Origin of the sequence: Streptomyces sp. NPDC051738, assembly GCF_044453205.1 — a bacterium.
Classification (GTDB): domain Bacteria; phylum Actinomycetota; class Actinomycetes; order Streptomycetales; family Streptomycetaceae; genus Streptomyces.
The window spans coordinates 111,124-127,089 of record NZ_JBITCM010000016.1; the positions used below are offsets into that span (position 1 = coordinate 111,124).

At 70.9% G+C, this 15,966-nt stretch carries 14 protein-coding genes; 8 read left to right on the forward strand and 6 right to left on the reverse strand.

The genetic code is table 11. The features are described 5' to 3' along the window. The first annotated feature begins 168 nt into the window (after positions 1–168). Positions 169–1,689, forward strand: a complete 1,521-nt coding sequence (locus ACIA8X_RS32570) for a catalase (RefSeq protein ID WP_399459787.1) — start codon at positions 169–171, stop codon at positions 1,687–1,689. Positions 1,690–1,749: 60 nt separating this feature from the next. Here the strand turns inward: ACIA8X_RS32570 and ACIA8X_RS32575 are convergent, their stop codons facing one another. Further along, positions 1,750–1,917 (reverse strand): hypothetical protein, encoded by a 168-nt coding sequence (locus ACIA8X_RS32575; RefSeq protein WP_399459788.1) that lies wholly within the window; start codon positions 1,915–1,917, stop codon positions 1,750–1,752. Between the two features lie 226 nt (positions 1,918–2,143). After that, positions 2,144–3,247, reverse strand: coding sequence for a sugar ABC transporter substrate-binding protein (locus ACIA8X_RS32580; protein WP_399459789.1), 1,104 nt, complete (start codon positions 3,245–3,247; stop codon positions 2,144–2,146). A gap of 215 nt (positions 3,248–3,462) precedes the next feature. Between ACIA8X_RS32580 and ACIA8X_RS32585 the strand changes: the two genes are divergently transcribed. From ACIA8X_RS32585 to ACIA8X_RS32600, 4 genes are all read left to right on the forward strand, one after another. After that, complete coding sequence (locus ACIA8X_RS32585; protein ID WP_399459790.1) at positions 3,463–4,965, forward strand: esterase/lipase family protein; 1,503 nt, start codon at positions 3,463–3,465, stop codon at positions 4,963–4,965. Between the two features lie 61 nt (positions 4,966–5,026). Then, complete coding sequence (locus tag ACIA8X_RS32590) at positions 5,027–5,731, forward strand: response regulator transcription factor (RefSeq protein ID WP_393442068.1); 705 nt, start codon at positions 5,027–5,029, stop codon at positions 5,729–5,731. A 139-nt stretch (positions 5,732–5,870) separates the two neighbouring features. Beyond that, the gene (locus ACIA8X_RS32595; protein ID WP_399459791.1) at positions 5,871–7,694 is read left to right on the forward strand and encodes a flavin-containing monooxygenase; all 1,824 of its coding nucleotides are present in this window, start codon (positions 5,871–5,873) and stop codon (positions 7,692–7,694) included. Between the two features lie 5 nt (positions 7,695–7,699). Beyond that, positions 7,700–9,352, forward strand: coding sequence for an SMP-30/gluconolactonase/LRE family protein (locus tag ACIA8X_RS32600; protein ID WP_399459792.1), 1,653 nt, complete (start codon positions 7,700–7,702; stop codon positions 9,350–9,352). Between the two features lie 129 nt (positions 9,353–9,481). Here ACIA8X_RS32600 and ACIA8X_RS32605 read toward each other — a convergent pair whose 3' ends face one another. Then, positions 9,482–9,832 carry a MazG-like family protein gene (locus ACIA8X_RS32605; RefSeq protein WP_399459793.1) on the reverse strand — a complete coding sequence of 117 codons (351 nt, stop codon included), beginning with the start codon at positions 9,830–9,832 and terminating at the stop codon, positions 9,482–9,484. A 43-nt stretch (positions 9,833–9,875) separates the two neighbouring features. Continuing rightward, positions 9,876–10,442, reverse strand: a complete 567-nt coding sequence (locus ACIA8X_RS32610) for a DoxX family protein (RefSeq protein WP_393442077.1) — start codon at positions 10,440–10,442, stop codon at positions 9,876–9,878. A 203-nt stretch (positions 10,443–10,645) separates the two neighbouring features. On the opposite strand from ACIA8X_RS32610, the gene ACIA8X_RS32615 reads away from it, so the two are divergent. Both ACIA8X_RS32615 and ACIA8X_RS32620 read left to right on the forward strand, forming a co-directional pair. After that, positions 10,646–10,972 carry a nuclear transport factor 2 family protein gene (locus ACIA8X_RS32615; RefSeq protein WP_393442079.1) on the forward strand — a complete coding sequence of 109 codons (327 nt, stop codon included), beginning with the start codon at positions 10,646–10,648 and terminating at the stop codon, positions 10,970–10,972. A gap of 53 nt (positions 10,973–11,025) precedes the next feature. Beyond that, positions 11,026–12,012, forward strand: a complete 987-nt coding sequence (locus ACIA8X_RS32620; protein WP_399459794.1) for an aldo/keto reductase — start codon at positions 11,026–11,028, stop codon at positions 12,010–12,012. Between the two features lie 276 nt (positions 12,013–12,288). On the opposite strand, the gene ACIA8X_RS32625 is transcribed toward ACIA8X_RS32620, so the two are convergent. After that, positions 12,289–13,068, reverse strand: coding sequence for an SDR family oxidoreductase (locus tag ACIA8X_RS32625; RefSeq protein ID WP_399459795.1), 780 nt, complete (start codon positions 13,066–13,068; stop codon positions 12,289–12,291). A 134-nt stretch (positions 13,069–13,202) separates the two neighbouring features. Here ACIA8X_RS32625 and ACIA8X_RS32630 point away from each other — a divergent pair, with 134 nt between their 5' ends. Continuing rightward, the gene (locus tag ACIA8X_RS32630) at positions 13,203–14,843 is read left to right on the forward strand and encodes an alkaline phosphatase D family protein (RefSeq protein ID WP_399459796.1); all 1,641 of its coding nucleotides are present in this window, start codon (positions 13,203–13,205) and stop codon (positions 14,841–14,843) included. Here ACIA8X_RS32630 and ACIA8X_RS32635 read toward each other — a convergent pair. Beyond that, positions 14,830–15,864 carry a Gfo/Idh/MocA family protein gene (locus tag ACIA8X_RS32635; protein ID WP_393442087.1) on the reverse strand — a complete coding sequence of 345 codons (1,035 nt, stop codon included), beginning with the start codon at positions 15,862–15,864 and terminating at the stop codon, positions 14,830–14,832. The genes ACIA8X_RS32630 and ACIA8X_RS32635 overlap by 14 nt on opposite strands. Between the last annotated feature and the right edge of the window lie 102 nt (positions 15,865–15,966).

A 15,966-nucleotide genomic window follows, 5' to 3' on the forward strand; every position in this document is an offset into this window, starting at 1 on the left:
AGGAGGGATGGCACGCCACGTGCCATCGGTGAAAACAAAAAGCGGCCAGATCGGCCGGAGTGAGGGTGTTTATCCCGTCCCTTCAGGATCACGCGACCGGTGGGCACGAGGCGCAAGCGGCCCGAGGAATCGCGACGTCACTGCCGGCGCATCACGAAAGGCTGACTCATGACGGAGATCCGACCTGCCACCACGACCGATTCCGGGGCACCGGTGGAGAGCGACGAACACTCACTCACCGTGGGTCCCGGGGGGCCGATCCTGCTCCAGGACGCCTACCTGATCGAGCAGATGGCGCAGTTCAACCGGGAACGGATTCCCGAGCGCCAGCCGCACGCCAAGGGGAGCGGCGCTTTCGGACACTTCGAGGTCAGTCACGATGTCAGCGCCTACACGAAGGCGGCCCTGTTCCAGCCGGGCACCCGCACCGACCTGGTCATCCGCTTCTCGACCGTCGCCGGCGAGCGTGGCAGCCCGGACACCTGGCGTGACCCGCGCGGATTCGCGGTGAAGTTCTACACCAGCGAAGGCAATTACGACATGGTCGGCAACAACACGCCGGTGTTCTTCGTGAAGGACCCGATGAAATTCCAGCACTTCATCCGGTCCCAGAAGCGTCGCGCCGACAACAACCTGCGCGACCACGACATGCAGTGGGACTTCTGGACCCTCTCCCCGGAGTCCGCGCACCAGGTGACCTGGCTGATGGGGGACCGGGGCATCCCGCGGACCTGGCGCCACATGAACGGCTACACCTCCCACACCTACATGTGGATCAACGCCGCCGGCGAGCGGTTCTGGGTGAAGTACCACTTCAAGACCGACCAGGGCATCGAGTTCTTCACCCAGCACGAGGCCGATCAGATGGCCGCGGCCGACACGGACTACCACACGCGCGACCTCTTCGAGCACATCCGGGACGGTGACCACCCGAGCTGGACCCTGTACGTCCAGGTGATGCCGTACGAGGAGGCCGCGGGCTACCGGTTCAACCCGTTCGACCTCACCAAAGTGTGGCCGCACGGTGACTACCCGCTCATCCCGGTCGGTCGTATGACGCTCGACCGGAACCCCACCGACAACCACGCCCAGATCGAGCAGGCGGCGTTCCAGCCCAACAACTTCGTCCCCGGTGTCGGACCGAGCCCGGACCGGATGCTGCTGGCCCGGCTGTTCTCCTACGCGGATGCCCACCGCCACCGCATCGGCGCCAACTACCAGCAGCTGCCGGTGAACGCCCCCGTCGTCGACGTCCACACGTACTCCAAGGACGGGGCGATGGCCTACCGGAACACCACCGACCCGGTGTACGCCCCGAACTCCAAGGGCGGTCCCGCCGCGGACACGGAGCGTTACGGGTCCCCGCCCAGCTGGACGGCCGACGGCGAGATCACCCGTGCCGCCTACGTCTCACACCCGCAGGACGACGACTGGGGGCAGCCCGGCACCATGGTGCGCGAGGTCCTGGACGACGCCGCCCGCGACCGTCTGGTCGACAACGTCGTCGGACATCTCCTCAACGGAGTGAGCGAACCCGTCCTGGAGCGAGCCTTCGCGTACTGGTCCAACATCGACGAGACCATCGGCAAACGCATCGCCGACGGCGTACGGGCCAAGGCCGACGAGAAGGACCCCAAGGCCGCCGAACAGGGGAACCCCGCACGGCGCTCCATGCAGCACAAGGCGTGATGGGCTCGGTCGGCGCCGGTGGTGAGGACGACTGACTGACCGACTGGCTGACCCCTACCGTCACCGCGCCGGCAGGGATGGGGCGTCGGGGCCGGATGCGGCCGCGGCGATGGCGACTGCCGGTGTGGCGACGCCCGCTTCCGGTGCGGGCGCGGGCGCGGCGACCGGGGTGGCGATCGCGGCGGCGATGGCGAGGACGGCGACGGCGCGCAGGGTCCACTTCAGCACGATGAGGCTCCGATCTGGACGTATGAGGGCATGCGCCTCGATCGTCGCCACCGACCCGGCGTCCGGGGATCGTCCGAAGGTCGCGACCGTCTCCCCCGCGCGGGGGAGACTGCGGGCCGACCGGTCCCGGCCCACCAGCGGTCGAGTGCGCTGATGTCTTCATCAGCCCGGAAATGGTCCGCGTGCCCCGCCTCGCGCCGTCACCCGACGAGTCCGCCTCGCACCGTCACCCGACAAGTCCGGCCCGCTCGCAAGCCGCCCGGACCCTCGGCGTGCAGATCTGGTCGGTCGTGTACACGCCGTCCTTGATGACGGTGTCCTTGATGTCGTCGACCGTCACAGGGACGGGATCGAGCAGGACGGCGGGGATGTCCTTGGTGGTGGCCGTGTCGACGCTGGTCTCGGCGACGGTGTCGATATTTTCGCCGCGACCCAGGGCGACGGCCATCTCCGCGGCCGTGTCGGCCTCGGCCTTGAAGGGCTTGTAGACGCTCATGTACTGCTCGCCCAGGAGGATGCGCTGCACGGCCTCCAGGTCGGCGTCCTGGCCGGTCACGGGTGGCAGTGGCTCGATGCGGGCGGCCCTGAGGGCGGAGATCACGCCGGCGGCGAGGCCGTCGTTCGCGGCGTAGACGCCGTCGATGCCGTCGGTGCCCAGGGCGGCGATGGCTCGGACCATGTCGGCGTGGGCGATCTCCTGGCTCCAGCCCGGGACGTCGTACGACCTGCCGATCGCGACCTTGCCCCGGAGGGCGGACATCGCGCCTGTCTTGAAGGCGACATTGGTCGGGGAGGTCTGGGGACCGTTCATCATCACGATCTGCCCGCCGTCCGTCCTGTCGCCCATGGCCTTCAGGAGCGCCTCGCCCTGGAGTCTGCCGACCCGTTCGTTGTCGAAGGAGACGTGGGCCGAGATCGGGCCCTCGACGAGACCGTCGTAGGCGATGACCGGCACGCCCGCGTCGTGCGCCCGCTCGACCGAGGAGCGCAGCGACCGGAAGTTGATGGCGCTGAGGATCAGGACCTCGATGTCCTTGCTGAGCAGGGTCTCCACCTGTTGCTTCTGGGCGGCCACATCGCCCTGGGCGTTGGCGTACTCCAGCACGCAGCCCGCGCACAGCTCCTTGACCTTCCGCTCGATCAGGGGCTTGTCGAACGTCTCCCAGCGCGTCTGGATGTCCTGGCTGAACAGCAGCCCGACCGCGAATCCACCCTCACCGGAGTCGGCCCCACCCGGGCCGGACTCCCCGGAGCCGCCACAGGCGGCCAGGCACACGGCCAGCGACAACGCGGCGGCGGCGACCGCCGTACGACCCCGACACCCACTCACACGGGGACCTCCCTGACTCGCCGAGGCACCCCCGGCCGCCCCCGCCGGCCTCCCTGCCAGGATAGGCCGGACGCTTCGACCCGGCAGACCCGATGGGGCGGTTCGCCCAGGGGCGCCCGTTCGGACCCTTCCCGGAGGCCGGAAAGCCGGGCTCCCTCTATCCAGGAGATGTGGACCGTCCAGGAGATGCGGACCCCGGTACTCGGAGGCAAGACGTGGACGACACCCCCAGACTCCCCCTCGTCTACGTCCGCGGCTTCGCCGGCGGCACCCGCGGTATCGACAAGGCCGTCGACGACCCCTTCTACGGCTTCAACGAGGGCTCCACCCACATCCGCGTCGGCGCCCGCAACCAGCCGTACTTCCACCAGTTCGAGAGCCCGCTGCTGCGCCTGCTGAGGGAGGAGGGCTACGAACTGCTCGTGAAGGGGGACCAGGCGGCCTATCTCGCCGAGCACGACGAGATTCCCGCCAACACCGTCTGGATCCACCGCTTCTACGACCGCTCGGCGACCACCTGGGGCGGCAGCCCCCAGGAGTACCGGCTGGAGAACGCCGCCGCCGACCTGCTCGACCTCGTCGACCGGTTGCGCGAGAAGACCGGCGCGCCCGCCGTGAACCTCGTGGCCCACTCCATGGGCGGCCTGATCTGCCGGTCTCTGCTGCAGAAGGTCCTGCCGGACCGGGGGCGCGGCGCCGACTGTGTCGCGAAGCTGTTCACGTACGGCACCCCGCACGGCGGTATCACCTTCGACCTCGGGGGCGGGCTGTTCGAGCGGGTCCGGGACACGCTCGGCATCGCGGGCGCGGACATCTTCGGGCCCCGGCGGATGTACGAGTACCTCACTCCGCAGGCCGAGGAGGACCCGGAGGGCCCGCCCCGGGGCTGGGACGCCCGGGAGATGCCGCAGGGGCCGGGGACGCTGCCCGTCGAACGGGTCTTCTGCCTGGTCGGCACCGACCCGACCGACTACGACGTAGCCTTCGGGCTGTCCTCGGCCGCCGTCGGGCCGCACAGCGACGGGCTCGTGCAGATCGAGCGGGCGTATGTGCCGGGGGCGCAGCGCGCCTTCGTGCACCGCAGTCACAGCGGGCGCTACGGCATGGTCAACTCCGAGGAGGGTTACCAGAACCTGCGTCGGTTCCTCTTCGGGGACACCCGGATCGAGGCCTCGCTGGTCGACTTCCGGCTGCCCGGCGACGACGACCTCGTGTGGCAGGGCGATGTGCGGCTGTCGGTGCGCGGGCTGCCCGTGGTGATGCACGAGCGGCTCGCCGCCCACTGGTGTCCGATCCAGCTCGGCGCGTCCGCCGAGGAGCGGCAGGGGGCGCCGGTCCCGCTGGCCACCACCTTCCTCAACAGCGGACTGCGGCAGGCGGCCGACGAACCCATGCGGTTCATCCTCGAACTGCGGCTCATCTCGCTGCGCGAGCGGCGCGGCATCCTCAGCCTCGGCGACCATCTGGAGCAGACCGCCGACTTCGCCGACACCCTCGTCATCGACGTCGGCACACCCCAGGCCGGCCCCGGCATCTGGGCCACCTGGAACTCGGAGATCGAGGGCGCCATCCGCGATCACCACGTCGCCGGAACGCCCCGCGTCGACGAGGACCCCGCCCCCATCCGCTGGGTCGCCCACATCGCACTGCCCGCCACCGCCGCACCGCTCCTCGGCGGTGACGCGCGGATCCGGCTCGTCGCCACGCCCTGGACGTGACCCGGTGAGGCACCCCATCTGCGGTTACTTGCCTCAGGCAACCCGCAGGTAAGGTGGCCGTATGCCGAAGCCGCCGTCTCCCGACGCGGTGCCGGATGTCCTGCTCGTCGTCGGCGATCCCCGTACGTCCGAGCCGCTCTCCGCGATGCTGGAGCTCGCCGGCTACCGGACCGCCACGGTGGACCGCGCGACCGAGGCCAACGTCCTGCTCACCGAGCGCCGGTTCGATCTGGTCATCCTCGATGTGACGCTGTCGGACACCGATGCGCTCAGGCACAGTCGCCGTCTCCTCGCCCCCGACCGCCCGGCCGTCCTGCTGCTCACCGGGACCGGCGAGTTCCTGGGCAGCCTCCCCGGCGGCGGCCCCGTGGTGGACGGGCAGCCGGGCGGGGCGCCGGTCAGAGTGGCCGAAGTCCTCGCCCGCGCACGCCAGTTGGTGCGCGGCCTCGACTCAGCCGGCTGGGACGGCGCGCTGCGCTACGGCGACCTCGTACTGGACGACGCCACCCGCCGGGCCCGCCGCGGCGAGCGCGCCATCGAGCTCACGCCCGCCGAGTACCGCCTGCTGCGCTGCCTGCTGGTCAACGCCGAACGCGTGCTGTCCAAGGAGCAGATCGGACGGCACGTCTGGGACGACACCCCGACCGACGGCGCGATCGACCGGCTCGTCTCGCGGTTGCGGCGCAAGGTGAACGGGGAGCAGGCCGCTCTCATCCACACCCGGCGGGGCTTCGGCTACTGGCTGGGCGGGGTCGCCCGGCCGTAAGCCACTTGTGTCCTGGCTCACACTGATCGCGTGTCCGGGATATGTCTGGGAGCTGTCAGCCCGCTTCGCTTCACTGGTCTCGACTTCCCCTGTCCCGGCCCTCCCCGCGGCCGGCCCCACGACCGAGGAGAGCACGCCCGTGCCCGAGCCGCAGCCCCTGAACCAGGACCTGGACTTCGACCCCGAGGCCCTGCGCGCCAGATACCGCGCCGAGCGCGACCGCCGGATCCGCCCCGACGGCGGCGCACAGTACCGGCACCCCACAGGCGAGTTCGGCGCCTACGACGAAGACCCGTACGCCGACCCGGAGTTCACCCGCGAGCCCCTGCACGACCGCGTCGAGGCCGTGGTCGTCGGCGGCGGGTTCGGCGGGCTGCTCGCCGGGGCGCGGCTGCGGCAGGCGGGGGTGCAGGAGATCCGGGTCGTCGAGAAGGGCGCGGACTTCGGCGGCACCTGGTACTGGAACCGGTACCCGGGCATCCACTGCGACATCGAGTCGTACATCTACCTCCCGCTGCTCGAAGAGCTCGGCTACGTCCCCAAGTGGAAGTACTCTCCCGGCGCGGAGATCCACGAGCACGCGCGGGCCATCGCCCGCCACTTCGGCCTCTACGACCAGGCCTGCTTCCAGACCCAGGTCACCGAACTGCGCTGGGACGACGAGCAGTCGGAGTGGGAGGTCGCCACCGACCGCGGCGACCGCATCCGGGCCCGCTACGTCGTCGTCTCCAGCGGCACCCTCAGTCAGGCCAAACTCCCCGGCATCCCCGGCATCGAGACCTTCCGCGGGCACACCTTCCACACCAGCCGCTGGGACTACGACTACACCGGCGGCGACGCGACCGGCGGCCTGACCGGCCTCGCCGACAAGCGGGTCGCCCTCATCGGCACCGGCGCCACCGCCATCCAGGTCGTACCGCACCTCGGGGCCGACGCGGCGCAGGTGTACGTCTTCCAGCGCACCCCGTCCTCCGTCGACGTACGCGGCAACCGGCCCACCGATCCGCAGTGGGCCGAGTCGCTGGAACCGGGCTGGCAGCGGCGCCGTATGGAGAACTTCCTGAAGATCGTCACCGGCGTCCGGGCGGACGAGGCGGACCAGGTGAACGATGCCTGGACGTCCACCGCCCGGCTCCAGGAGAAGCTCATCCCGACCAACGCCTACGCGGACGTGCCGGCCGAGGAGCGCGAACTCGCCTACGAAATCGCCGACTTCCAGAAGATGAACGAGCTGCGCTCCCGCGTCGAGACGGTCGTCGAGGACCCGGAGACCGCCGAGAAGCTCAAGCCCTGGTACCGCTACATGTGCAAGCGGCCCACGTTCAGCGACCACTACCTCCAGACCTTCAACCGGCCCAATGTCACCCTCGTCGACACCGCCGACACGCACGGCGTCGAGCGGATCACCGAGAACGCCGTCGTGGTGGGCGGGACGGAGTACGAGGTCGACTGCATCATCTTCGCCACCGGCTTCGACGTCGGCCGGTCGGGTGTCCTGTCCGGCAAGCTCCCCGTGTACGGGCGGGGCGGCGCCGGACTGCTGGAGACCTGGATGACCGAGGGCCCCAAGACGCTGCACGGCTTCACCACCCGCGGCTTCCCCAACTTCTTCCAGCTCGGCCCGATGCAGAACGCCTCCGCCGTCAACTACGTCCACATCCTCGACGAACAGGCCACACACGTCGCCGAGGTCGTCGCTCAGGCCCGCAAGCGCGAGGCCCGGTACGTCGAGCCGACCGCCGAGGCGCAGGACGCCTGGGTGGCGACGATCCGTCAGAAGTCGGCCGACCTCTACAAGTTCCAGGCCGAGTGCACGCCCGGGTACTACAACAACGAGGGCAGCCCGAGGGAGCGCAGCGAGTCGTACGGCGACGGACCGGTCGCCTTCCACGAGCTGCTGCGGCGCTGGCGTGCGGAGGGCGGCATGCGTGAGGTTCTGACGGAGAGCGAGGGGCGAGGGTGAGCGGCGTGAGGGGCACGGAACCGGACAGGGCACCGAGCAGGTACGACGCGACCGGCAACAGCCGTGCCACCAGCGCCCGTTGGGCCGTCGAGCGGCTCAACCCGCCCAGCTGGCTGTGGGGTTCCAACGGAGTCGCCTTCGGGCCGGACGGGCGGCTGTACGTCGCCCAGTTCCTCGCCGGGCAGATCAGCGCCGTCGACCCGGCCACCGGGGACGTCGAGGTGGTCGTACCGATGGACAGCCCCGTTCAGTCGCCGGACGACCTCGCCTTCGGCGCGGACGGCTCCATGTACATCGCCGACCTGGTGCCGGGGCGGGTGTGGCGGCGCAGCCCGCAGGGGACGTACACACTCGTCTCCGGCGACGTCGACAACCCCAACGGCATCACCTGCGTCGGCGACCGGCTGTTCGTGAACGAGATGAAGCCGGACGGCCGGCTGATGGAGCTGTTCCCCGACGGCGGCGAGCCCGTGGTCCTCACCCAGGGGCTCGCCCTCGGCAACGCGATGCAGCTCGGGCCGGACGGCCACCTGTACTACCCGCACATGATGAGCGGCGCCAACCCCCTGCTCACCGGCCAGGTCTGGCGGATCCCGCCGGACGGGGGCGCGCCCGAGGTGGTCGCGGACGACGTCCATCAGCCGGTCGCCGTGCGGTTCGACCAGGGCGGGGTGCTGCATGTGCTCTCCCGCGGCCCCGAGGGCATCGTCACCCGCGTCGACCTGCACGGCAGCGGCTCACGGACCCTGGTCACCAGCGGGGTCGTCGGGCTGGACAACGCGGCCTTCGACGCCGAGAACCGCATGTTCGTCTCCAGCTACTCCAGCGGCGGCGTCACCGAGATGCACCCCGACGGGCGCACCCGCGAGATCGTGCCGCGCGGACTCGACGGGCCGTACGGCGTGACCATCGACCTCGGCGGCCAGGTGTACGCCGCCGACCACTACCGTCTCGCGCGCCCCGACCCCTCGCCGGAGGGCGGCGTCACCACCCACTCCCTGCTGCACTTCTCGCACGGCATCGTGGCCGACTGCGAACTCCTCCACATCACCTCGCAGTTCGGACAGGTCCAGACGTACGACCCCGAGTCCGGGACCACGCGGGACCGGGCCGGCGGGCTGCGGCGACCTCTCGGCATCACGGTCGCACCGGACGGCACGCTCGTCGTCGCCGAGTCGGACGCGGGGCGGGTGGTGGCCGTCGACGAGAACGACGCCGTCAGCGTCCTCGCGGAGGGGCTCGATCGGCCTGTGGACGTGGCCTTCGACGCGGAGGGGCGTTGTTACGTCAGCGACGAGGGGGCCGGCGCGGTCCTCCGGATCTCGGCGGACGGGTCGACGACGGTCGTCGTGGACGGACTCGACGCGCCCCAGGGGCTCGCGGTCCTCGGCGACGAGCTGTTCACGGTGGAGACGGGGTTGCGTCGGCTGCGCGCGGTGTCCCTGAGGACGGGGGAGACGCGCACCGACGCGGAGGACCTGCCGGTCGGGGCGCCGCCGGGGGTGGTTCCGCGGGCGGAACCGGCTCTCTTCGCCAACGGGATGCCGGGGATGGCGCGGCGGTTTGCCGGGTTGGCGGTGGGGGCCGACGGGTCGTTGTTGTTGTCGGCGAATGGGGAGGGGACGGTGTTGCGGCTTACGCCAAGCGCTCCGCTGTGAGTGCCGCGATTTGCCGTCGGGAGTCTGCGGCGGTGCCGTGGCTGGTCGCGCCCACGCGGCGGAGCCGCATATCGACACAGCCCCGCGCCCCTTAAGGGGCGCGACCGCACCGTCCCTTGCAAGATCCGCCTAGGAGGGCGAGCCCAAGGACCGTTCTGTCACCCGGGTCAGATGGTGGTCGAAGACCTCCCGGGCGTCGGGCGTCAGCGTGCGCAGGGCGACCAGTGCGGTGATGACGACATCGCACAGCTCGCCCTGCACGTCGTCCCAGGTGTGGGTGATCCCCTTGCGGGGGTTCTGACCCGTCGCCCCGATCACCGCCTCGGCGACCTCGCCGACCTCCTCCGACAGCTTCAGCATGCGCAGCAGCATGGCCTCCTTGCCGCCGATCGGCTGGTCCGTGTCGAGCCAGGTCCACAGGTCGTCGATGGCTGCCCAGAGGTCGGTCGAGGTCTCGGGAGGGGTGGCCTGATCAGTCATGCGGGCAGCTTGGCACAGCGCCGCCCACCCTCGCGGAAGACCTCTACTCCCCGAACAAGGCCTCCTGCCCCTCGAACCCGTCCGCTCCCTCCTCCTTCTCCGGCCTGTCCAGCCTCCGGTTCCGCGCCCCCACCACCAGCGCCGTCACCGCGGCCGTCGCCGCGAGTGCCGTGGGGACCATCCAGCCGCGGTCGAGGACGTGGCCGAGGGCATGGTCGAGGGAGAGGCGGCCCGGGCCCGCGATCGCGAGGCCGGTCGCGGCGAGGCCGAGGGTGGCCGCGTACTCGTAGCCGCCGCCCTGGTTGAAGAAGCCGTTCGGGGCGTGCACCGTGGCCGCGCCCGCCATCCCACCGGCCGCCGCCGCACCCGCCGCGGGCGTCGCGAGCCCCAGCGCCAGGAGTGTGCCGCCGCCGGCCTCCGCGAGGCCCGCCGCCGTCGCGCTCACCTTGCCCGGCCGGTAGCCGACCGACTCCATGAACTGCCCGGTCCCTTCGATGCCGTGCCCGCCGAACCAGCCGAACAACTTCTGCGTGCCGTGCGCGGCCAGTACCCCGCCGGCACCCAGCCGGAGCAACAGCAGACCCAGATCACGTCGGTCGAAAGCACGCACAGCACCAACAGCACTCACAGCGACTCCCGGAACAGTCAGCAGGGACAAGCAGCAGGGACAAACAGCAGGGACAAACAGCGGGGACAAACAGCGGGAACGGATCCCCTCCCGCATATCCACCGTCGCACCGACGACACCCACCCGGCCCGCCCTCGCCGCCGTTCGGGTGGCGGGTCGGCGGGGGCGATGTGAGGCTGACCCGTATGACGATTCAGACGTCCAAACTCAGCGACCCGGCCGTCCGCGCCTTCGTCACCGCCGTCAACGCCCATGACCGCGAGGGCTTCCTGAGCATCCTCGCGCCCGGCGCGACCATGGCGGACGACGGCACCGACCGCGACCTCGCCGACTGGATCGACCGGGAGATCTTCACCTCCCACGGTCACCTGGAGGTCGACAACGAGTCGAACCAAGGCCGCGACCTCATCGCCTCCTACAGCAACGACACCTGGGGCGAGATGCGCACCCGGTGGCACTTCGAGGTCGAGGACGACGGCAGGATCTCCCGCTTCGAGACCGGGCAGGCGTAACCCCTCTCAGGGGCTTGCCTTAGTGTGCGCTCCAACCCCTAACGTCCCCCCTCATGGAGACCAAGAGGACTTTGGGACGGACCGGCATCGAGGTAAGCGCTCTCGGCTTCGGGTGCTGGGCCATCGGCGGTGAGTGGCAGGCTGTCGACGGGCAGCCCCTGGGGTGGGGCAAGGTGGACGACGAGGAGTCGGTGCGGGCCGTCCGGCGCGCCCTCGACCTGGGCGTCACCTTCTTCGACACCGCGGACACCTACGGCGCCGGCCACAGCGAGCGGGTCCTCGGCCGCGCCCTCGGCAAGCGTCGCGCCGACGTCGTCGTCGCCACCAAGTGGGGCAACGTCTTCGACGAGGAGACCCGCACCCTCACCGGTGCCGATGACACCGTGGAGTACGCCCGCCGCGCGCTGAGCGCCTCGCTGAAGAGGCTGGACACCGACTACATCGACCTCTACCAACTGCACCTCTCCGACGCCGACCCGGAGCGCGCGGCCGAACTCCGGGACGCCTGCGAGGAGTTCGTGCGCGAGGGGCTCGTCCGCGCCTACGCGTGGAGCACCGACGACCCGGCCCGCGCCGCCGTCTTCGCGCGAGGGGAGCACTGTGCGGCCGTACAGCACATGGCGAATGTGCTTCAGGACGCACCGGAGATGTTCGTGTTGTGCGAGGAACTGGAGCTGGCGAGCATCAACCGCAGCCCGCTGGCTATGGGTCTGCTGACCGGCAGGCGCAGGAGTGGTGAGGCCCTGGAGGCCGGGGACATCCGCAACCGGCCGCCGCAGTGGCTTCAGGGGTTCGCGGACGGGGCCGGCGCCGACCCGGATTGGGTGTCCCGCGTCGATGCGCTGAAGGACGTCCTCACCAGCGACGGCCGTACGCTCGGCCAGGGCGCCCTCGCCTGGCTGTGGGCCCGCAGCCCGCGCGCCGTGCCGATCCCGGGGTTCCGTTCCGTCGCCCAGGCCGAGCAGAACGCGGGAGCGCTGGCGAAGGGACCGCTCACCGGCGAGCAGATGGGCGAGGTGGATCGGATCCTCGGTCGCTGAGCACCGCCACCCGCCACCCGCAGCCTACGACTTACGCGGCAGCCGTTCCGCGCACCGGTGCGCACCTCGCGGTCCCACGCGAAGTGCACCCCCACCCGGTGATCGTGGAACGGCTGCCGCCTCCCCCCTCGGAGTGGCCTGCGGAAGCCCTGCGCTCCAAATGTGAAGCTCTTGTGCAGGACGCGTTGAGCATATGCCGCTCACCGGCTGCGATGCAGCGGAACTTCACACTCCGCTTGTGCAAGTTGTGGAGGTGGTGAGCGGGGCTCAGGAATTTCAGCCGCGTCCCACGTACGGCATCGCCGTCGCCAGCACCGTCGCGAACTGCACGTTCGCCGCCAGCGGCAGCTCCGCCATGTGCCGCACGGTCCGCGCCACGTCGGCCACGTCCATCACGGGCTCGGGCACCACGGAGCCGTTGGCCTGCAGGGCGCCCGCCTCCATGCGCGCGGTCATCTCGGTCGCCGCGTTGCCGATGTCGATCTGGCCGACGGCGATGTCGTACGGCCGCCCGTCCAGCGACAGCGACTTGGTCAGGCCGGTCAGCGCGTGCTTGGTCGCCGTGTAGGCCACCGAGTGCGGGCGGGGCGTGTGCGCGGAGATCGAGCCGTTGTTGATGATGCGGCCGCCCCGCGGGTCCTGCTCCTTCATCTGCCGGTACGCCGCCTGCGCGCACAGGAACGCCCCGTTGAGGTTGGTGTCCACCACGTGCCGCCAGGCGTCGTACGACAGCTCCTCCACCGGTACCCCGCCGGGACCGAACGTCCCCGCGTTGTTGAACAGCAGGTCCACCCGCCCGAACCGCGCCACGGTGGCCGCGAACAGCGCGGCCGCGTCCTCCTGTCGTGACACGTCCGTCCGTACGGCGAGCGATGCGCTGTCGGGCACCAGGCCCGCCGTCTCCTCCAGCGTCTCGACGCGCCGCCCGGCCAGCGCCACCGACCAGCCCGCGCGCAGCAGTTCCACCGCGACCGCGCGTCCGATGCCGGAGCCCGCGCCGGTCACCACGGCGACCTTCGGGTCCGTGATCCTCGTGTCCGTTTGCCTCTCGTTCATGGGCCCGCAGCGTACGGGAGGGTCCGCCATTCGGAACTCATCTGTCTGCCATCCGGGTGTTGTGTACGCGCCAAGCGAGTGTCGTCCCCGGCCACTCCAATGCGTCATGCATCCATCAGCCAGGGGAGGACCGGATGACCATCACGACAGACCTGCCCCAGCACGCCCCCGAACTGCGCGCCGCCGCCCGGCACATCGGACGCCGCCGCTTCCTGACCCTCACCGGCGCGGCAGCGGCGCTCGCCTTCGCCGTGAACCTGCCGGCCGCGGGCGCGGCGAGCGCCGCCCGGCTCGACGCCCGCAAGATCACCGCCAACCCCTTCACCCTCGGCGTCGCCTCCGGCGACCCACTGCCCGGCTCCGTCGTCCTGTGGACCCGGCTCGCGCCCGTCCCCTACCAGCCGGACGGCGGACTGCCCGCCGAACGCGTCACCGTCGACTGGGAGCTGGCGCACGACGAGCAGTTCAGCCGCATCGCCAGACGCGGCACCGCCACCGCGCACCCCGAGTTCCACCACACGGTCCACGTCGAGGTCGACCAGCTCGACGCGGACCGCGTCTACTACTACCGCTTCCGCACCGGCACCTGGATCAGCGAGACCGGCCGCACCCGCACCGCGCCCCTCGCCACCAGCGAGGTGGGTTCCCTCACCCTCGCCGCCGTCTCCTGCCAGGCGTACACCGACGGCTACTACACGCCGTACCGCCATCTCGCGCAGGACGACGTGGACATCGTCTTCCACCTCGGCGACTACCTGTACGAGTACGCGGTCAACTCCGTCGGCGGCTACCGCAACTACACCGACCGCACGCTCCCCGCGCTCTTCAACCGCGAGACGATGACGCTGGAGGACTACCGCCTGCGCTACGCCCTCTTCAAGACCGACCCCGACCTCAGGGCCGCGCACGCCGCGCACCCCTTCGTCGTCACCTGGGACGACCACGAGACCGAGAACAACTACGCCGACGACATCCCGGAGAACAGCGTCCCGCCGGAGGAGTTCCTGCTGCGCCGCGCCTCCGCCTACCGTGCCTACTGGGAGAACCAGCCCCTGCGCAGCCCCCAGCAGCCCACGGGCCCCGACATGCGGCTCTACCGGCGCCTGGGATGGGGCCGGCTCGCCCAGTTCGACGTGCTGGACACCCGGCAGTACCGCTCCAACCAGGCGTACGGCGACGGCGCCCAGATCCCCGGCCCGGACGTCGACGACCCGGCGCGCACGATGACCGGCGCCACGCAGGAGCGGTGGCTGCTCGACGGATGGCGCTCGTCGAGCGCGCTGTGGAACGTCGTCCCGCAGCAGGTCACCTTCGCCCAGCGCAACTTCGACCTCACCTCGCCCTCGCGGGTGTCGATGGACGCCTGGGACGGCTACCGCGCCTCCCGGCGCCGGATCCTGGACGGCGCCAAGTCAGCCGGGATCGAGAACCTGATGGTGCTCACCGGTGACGTCCATGTCGGCTACGGCTTCGACATCAAGGACGACTTCGACGACCCCGACTCCGACACGCTCGGCACCGAGATCGTGGCCACGTCGATCGCCAGCGGCCGGGACGGCGTCGACAAGCCCGCCAACTGGGACACGTACATGCAGGCCAACCCGCACATGAAGTTCTACAACGGGCGGCGCGGCTACGTGACCGTCGCGCTGGGCCAGGAGCGGGCGCGGGCCGACTTCAAGACGGTGCCGTACGTGACCACGCCCGGGGCGCCGATCACGACGGCCGCGTCCTTCGTCACGGAGGCGGGGGAGCCGGGGCTCACGCCGGTGTGAGCGCGGGCGCGCGGTCCTCTTCGGGGGCCTCGCCCGGGTAGCGGACGCCGACGCGGTCCCGGATCGCGTCGAGCGTCCGCATCACGGCCAGCGTGCCGTCGAGCGGCACCAGCGGGGACTCCGTCTCCCCGGCGCGCAGGGCCCGCATCACCTCGGCGGCCTCGTGCCGCAGGCTGTTCCGGGGCCCGTCCGCCGGGTCGGCCGTGAACTCCTCGGGGTCACGGCCGTCGCGGTGCAGCACGAAACGGTCCGGGAAGAAGAAGCCGTTCGGCACGTCGATACGGCCGCCCGAGCCGGTCACGGACGCCGAGGTGGCCGTACCGCCGGCGATGGAGCAGTGCAGCGAGGCGAGCGCGCCGCTCTCCCAGGACAGCAGGGCGCCCGTCTGGAGGTCGACGCCCTCCGCGGACAGCGTCGCGCGCGCCGTGACGTCCGACGGCTCCCCGAGCAGCAGCTGTGCGAAGGAGACCGGGTACACACCGAGGTCCAGCAGCGCGCCGCCGCCCTGCGCCGGGTCACGCAGCCGGTGCGCGGGCGGGAAGGGGCCGGCCAGCCCGAAGTCGGCCTGGACATGGCGCACTTCGCCGATCGCGCCGTCGTCCACGAGCGCCTTGAGCCGCCGGATCAGCGGGTTGCAGTACATCCACATGGCCTCCATGAGGAAGCCGCCGTGTGCGCGGGCCAGCGCGACGAGTTCCTCGGCCTCCCGCGCGTTGATCGTGAACGCCTTCTCGCACAGCACGTTCCGCCCGGCCTCCAGACACAGCCCCGCGGCCGTGCGGTGTGCCGAGTGCGGGGTGGCGACGTACACGACATCGATGTCGCCGTCCTCGGCGAGCGCGTTCCAGTCGCCGTACGCCCGCGGAATCCCGAAACGCTCGGCGAACGCGTCCGCCGAGGCCTGGCTCCGCGAGGCCACCGCGACCACGTCGGCATCGGGCAGGTCGACCAGATCGGCCGTGAACGCGGCCGCGATCCCACCGGTCGCCAGGATCCCCCACCGCACGCTCTGCTCGGCCATCGCGGCCCCGCCCCTCGCTCATGTGACCATCGGCACTCTGTACGAGCTGAGAGCATAGAGGGCGGATCACTCGGAGAGGGAGGGGCGGCGCGTGGGCGACGG

Coding starts and splice junctions, on each gene's coding strand:
- ACIA8X_RS32635 (WP_393442087.1), bottom strand. CDS start 15,864: ATGGCCGAGCAGAGCGTGCGGTGGGGGATCCTGGCGACCGGTGGGATC.
- ACIA8X_RS32630 (WP_399459796.1), top strand. CDS start 13,203: ATGACCATCACGACAGACCTGCCCCAGCACGCCCCCGAACTGCGCGCC.
- ACIA8X_RS32620 (WP_399459794.1), top strand. CDS start 11,026: ATGGAGACCAAGAGGACTTTGGGACGGACCGGCATCGAGGTAAGCGCT.
- ACIA8X_RS32605 (WP_399459793.1), bottom strand. CDS start 9,832: ATGACTGATCAGGCCACCCCTCCCGAGACCTCGACCGACCTCTGGGCA.
- ACIA8X_RS32615 (WP_393442079.1), top strand. CDS start 10,646: ATGACGATTCAGACGTCCAAACTCAGCGACCCGGCCGTCCGCGCCTTC.
- ACIA8X_RS32570 (WP_399459787.1), top strand. CDS start 169: ATGACGGAGATCCGACCTGCCACCACGACCGATTCCGGGGCACCGGTG.
- ACIA8X_RS32590 (WP_393442068.1), top strand. CDS start 5,027: ATGCCGAAGCCGCCGTCTCCCGACGCGGTGCCGGATGTCCTGCTCGTC.
- ACIA8X_RS32625 (WP_399459795.1), bottom strand. CDS start 13,068: ATGAACGAGAGGCAAACGGACACGAGGATCACGGACCCGAAGGTCGCC.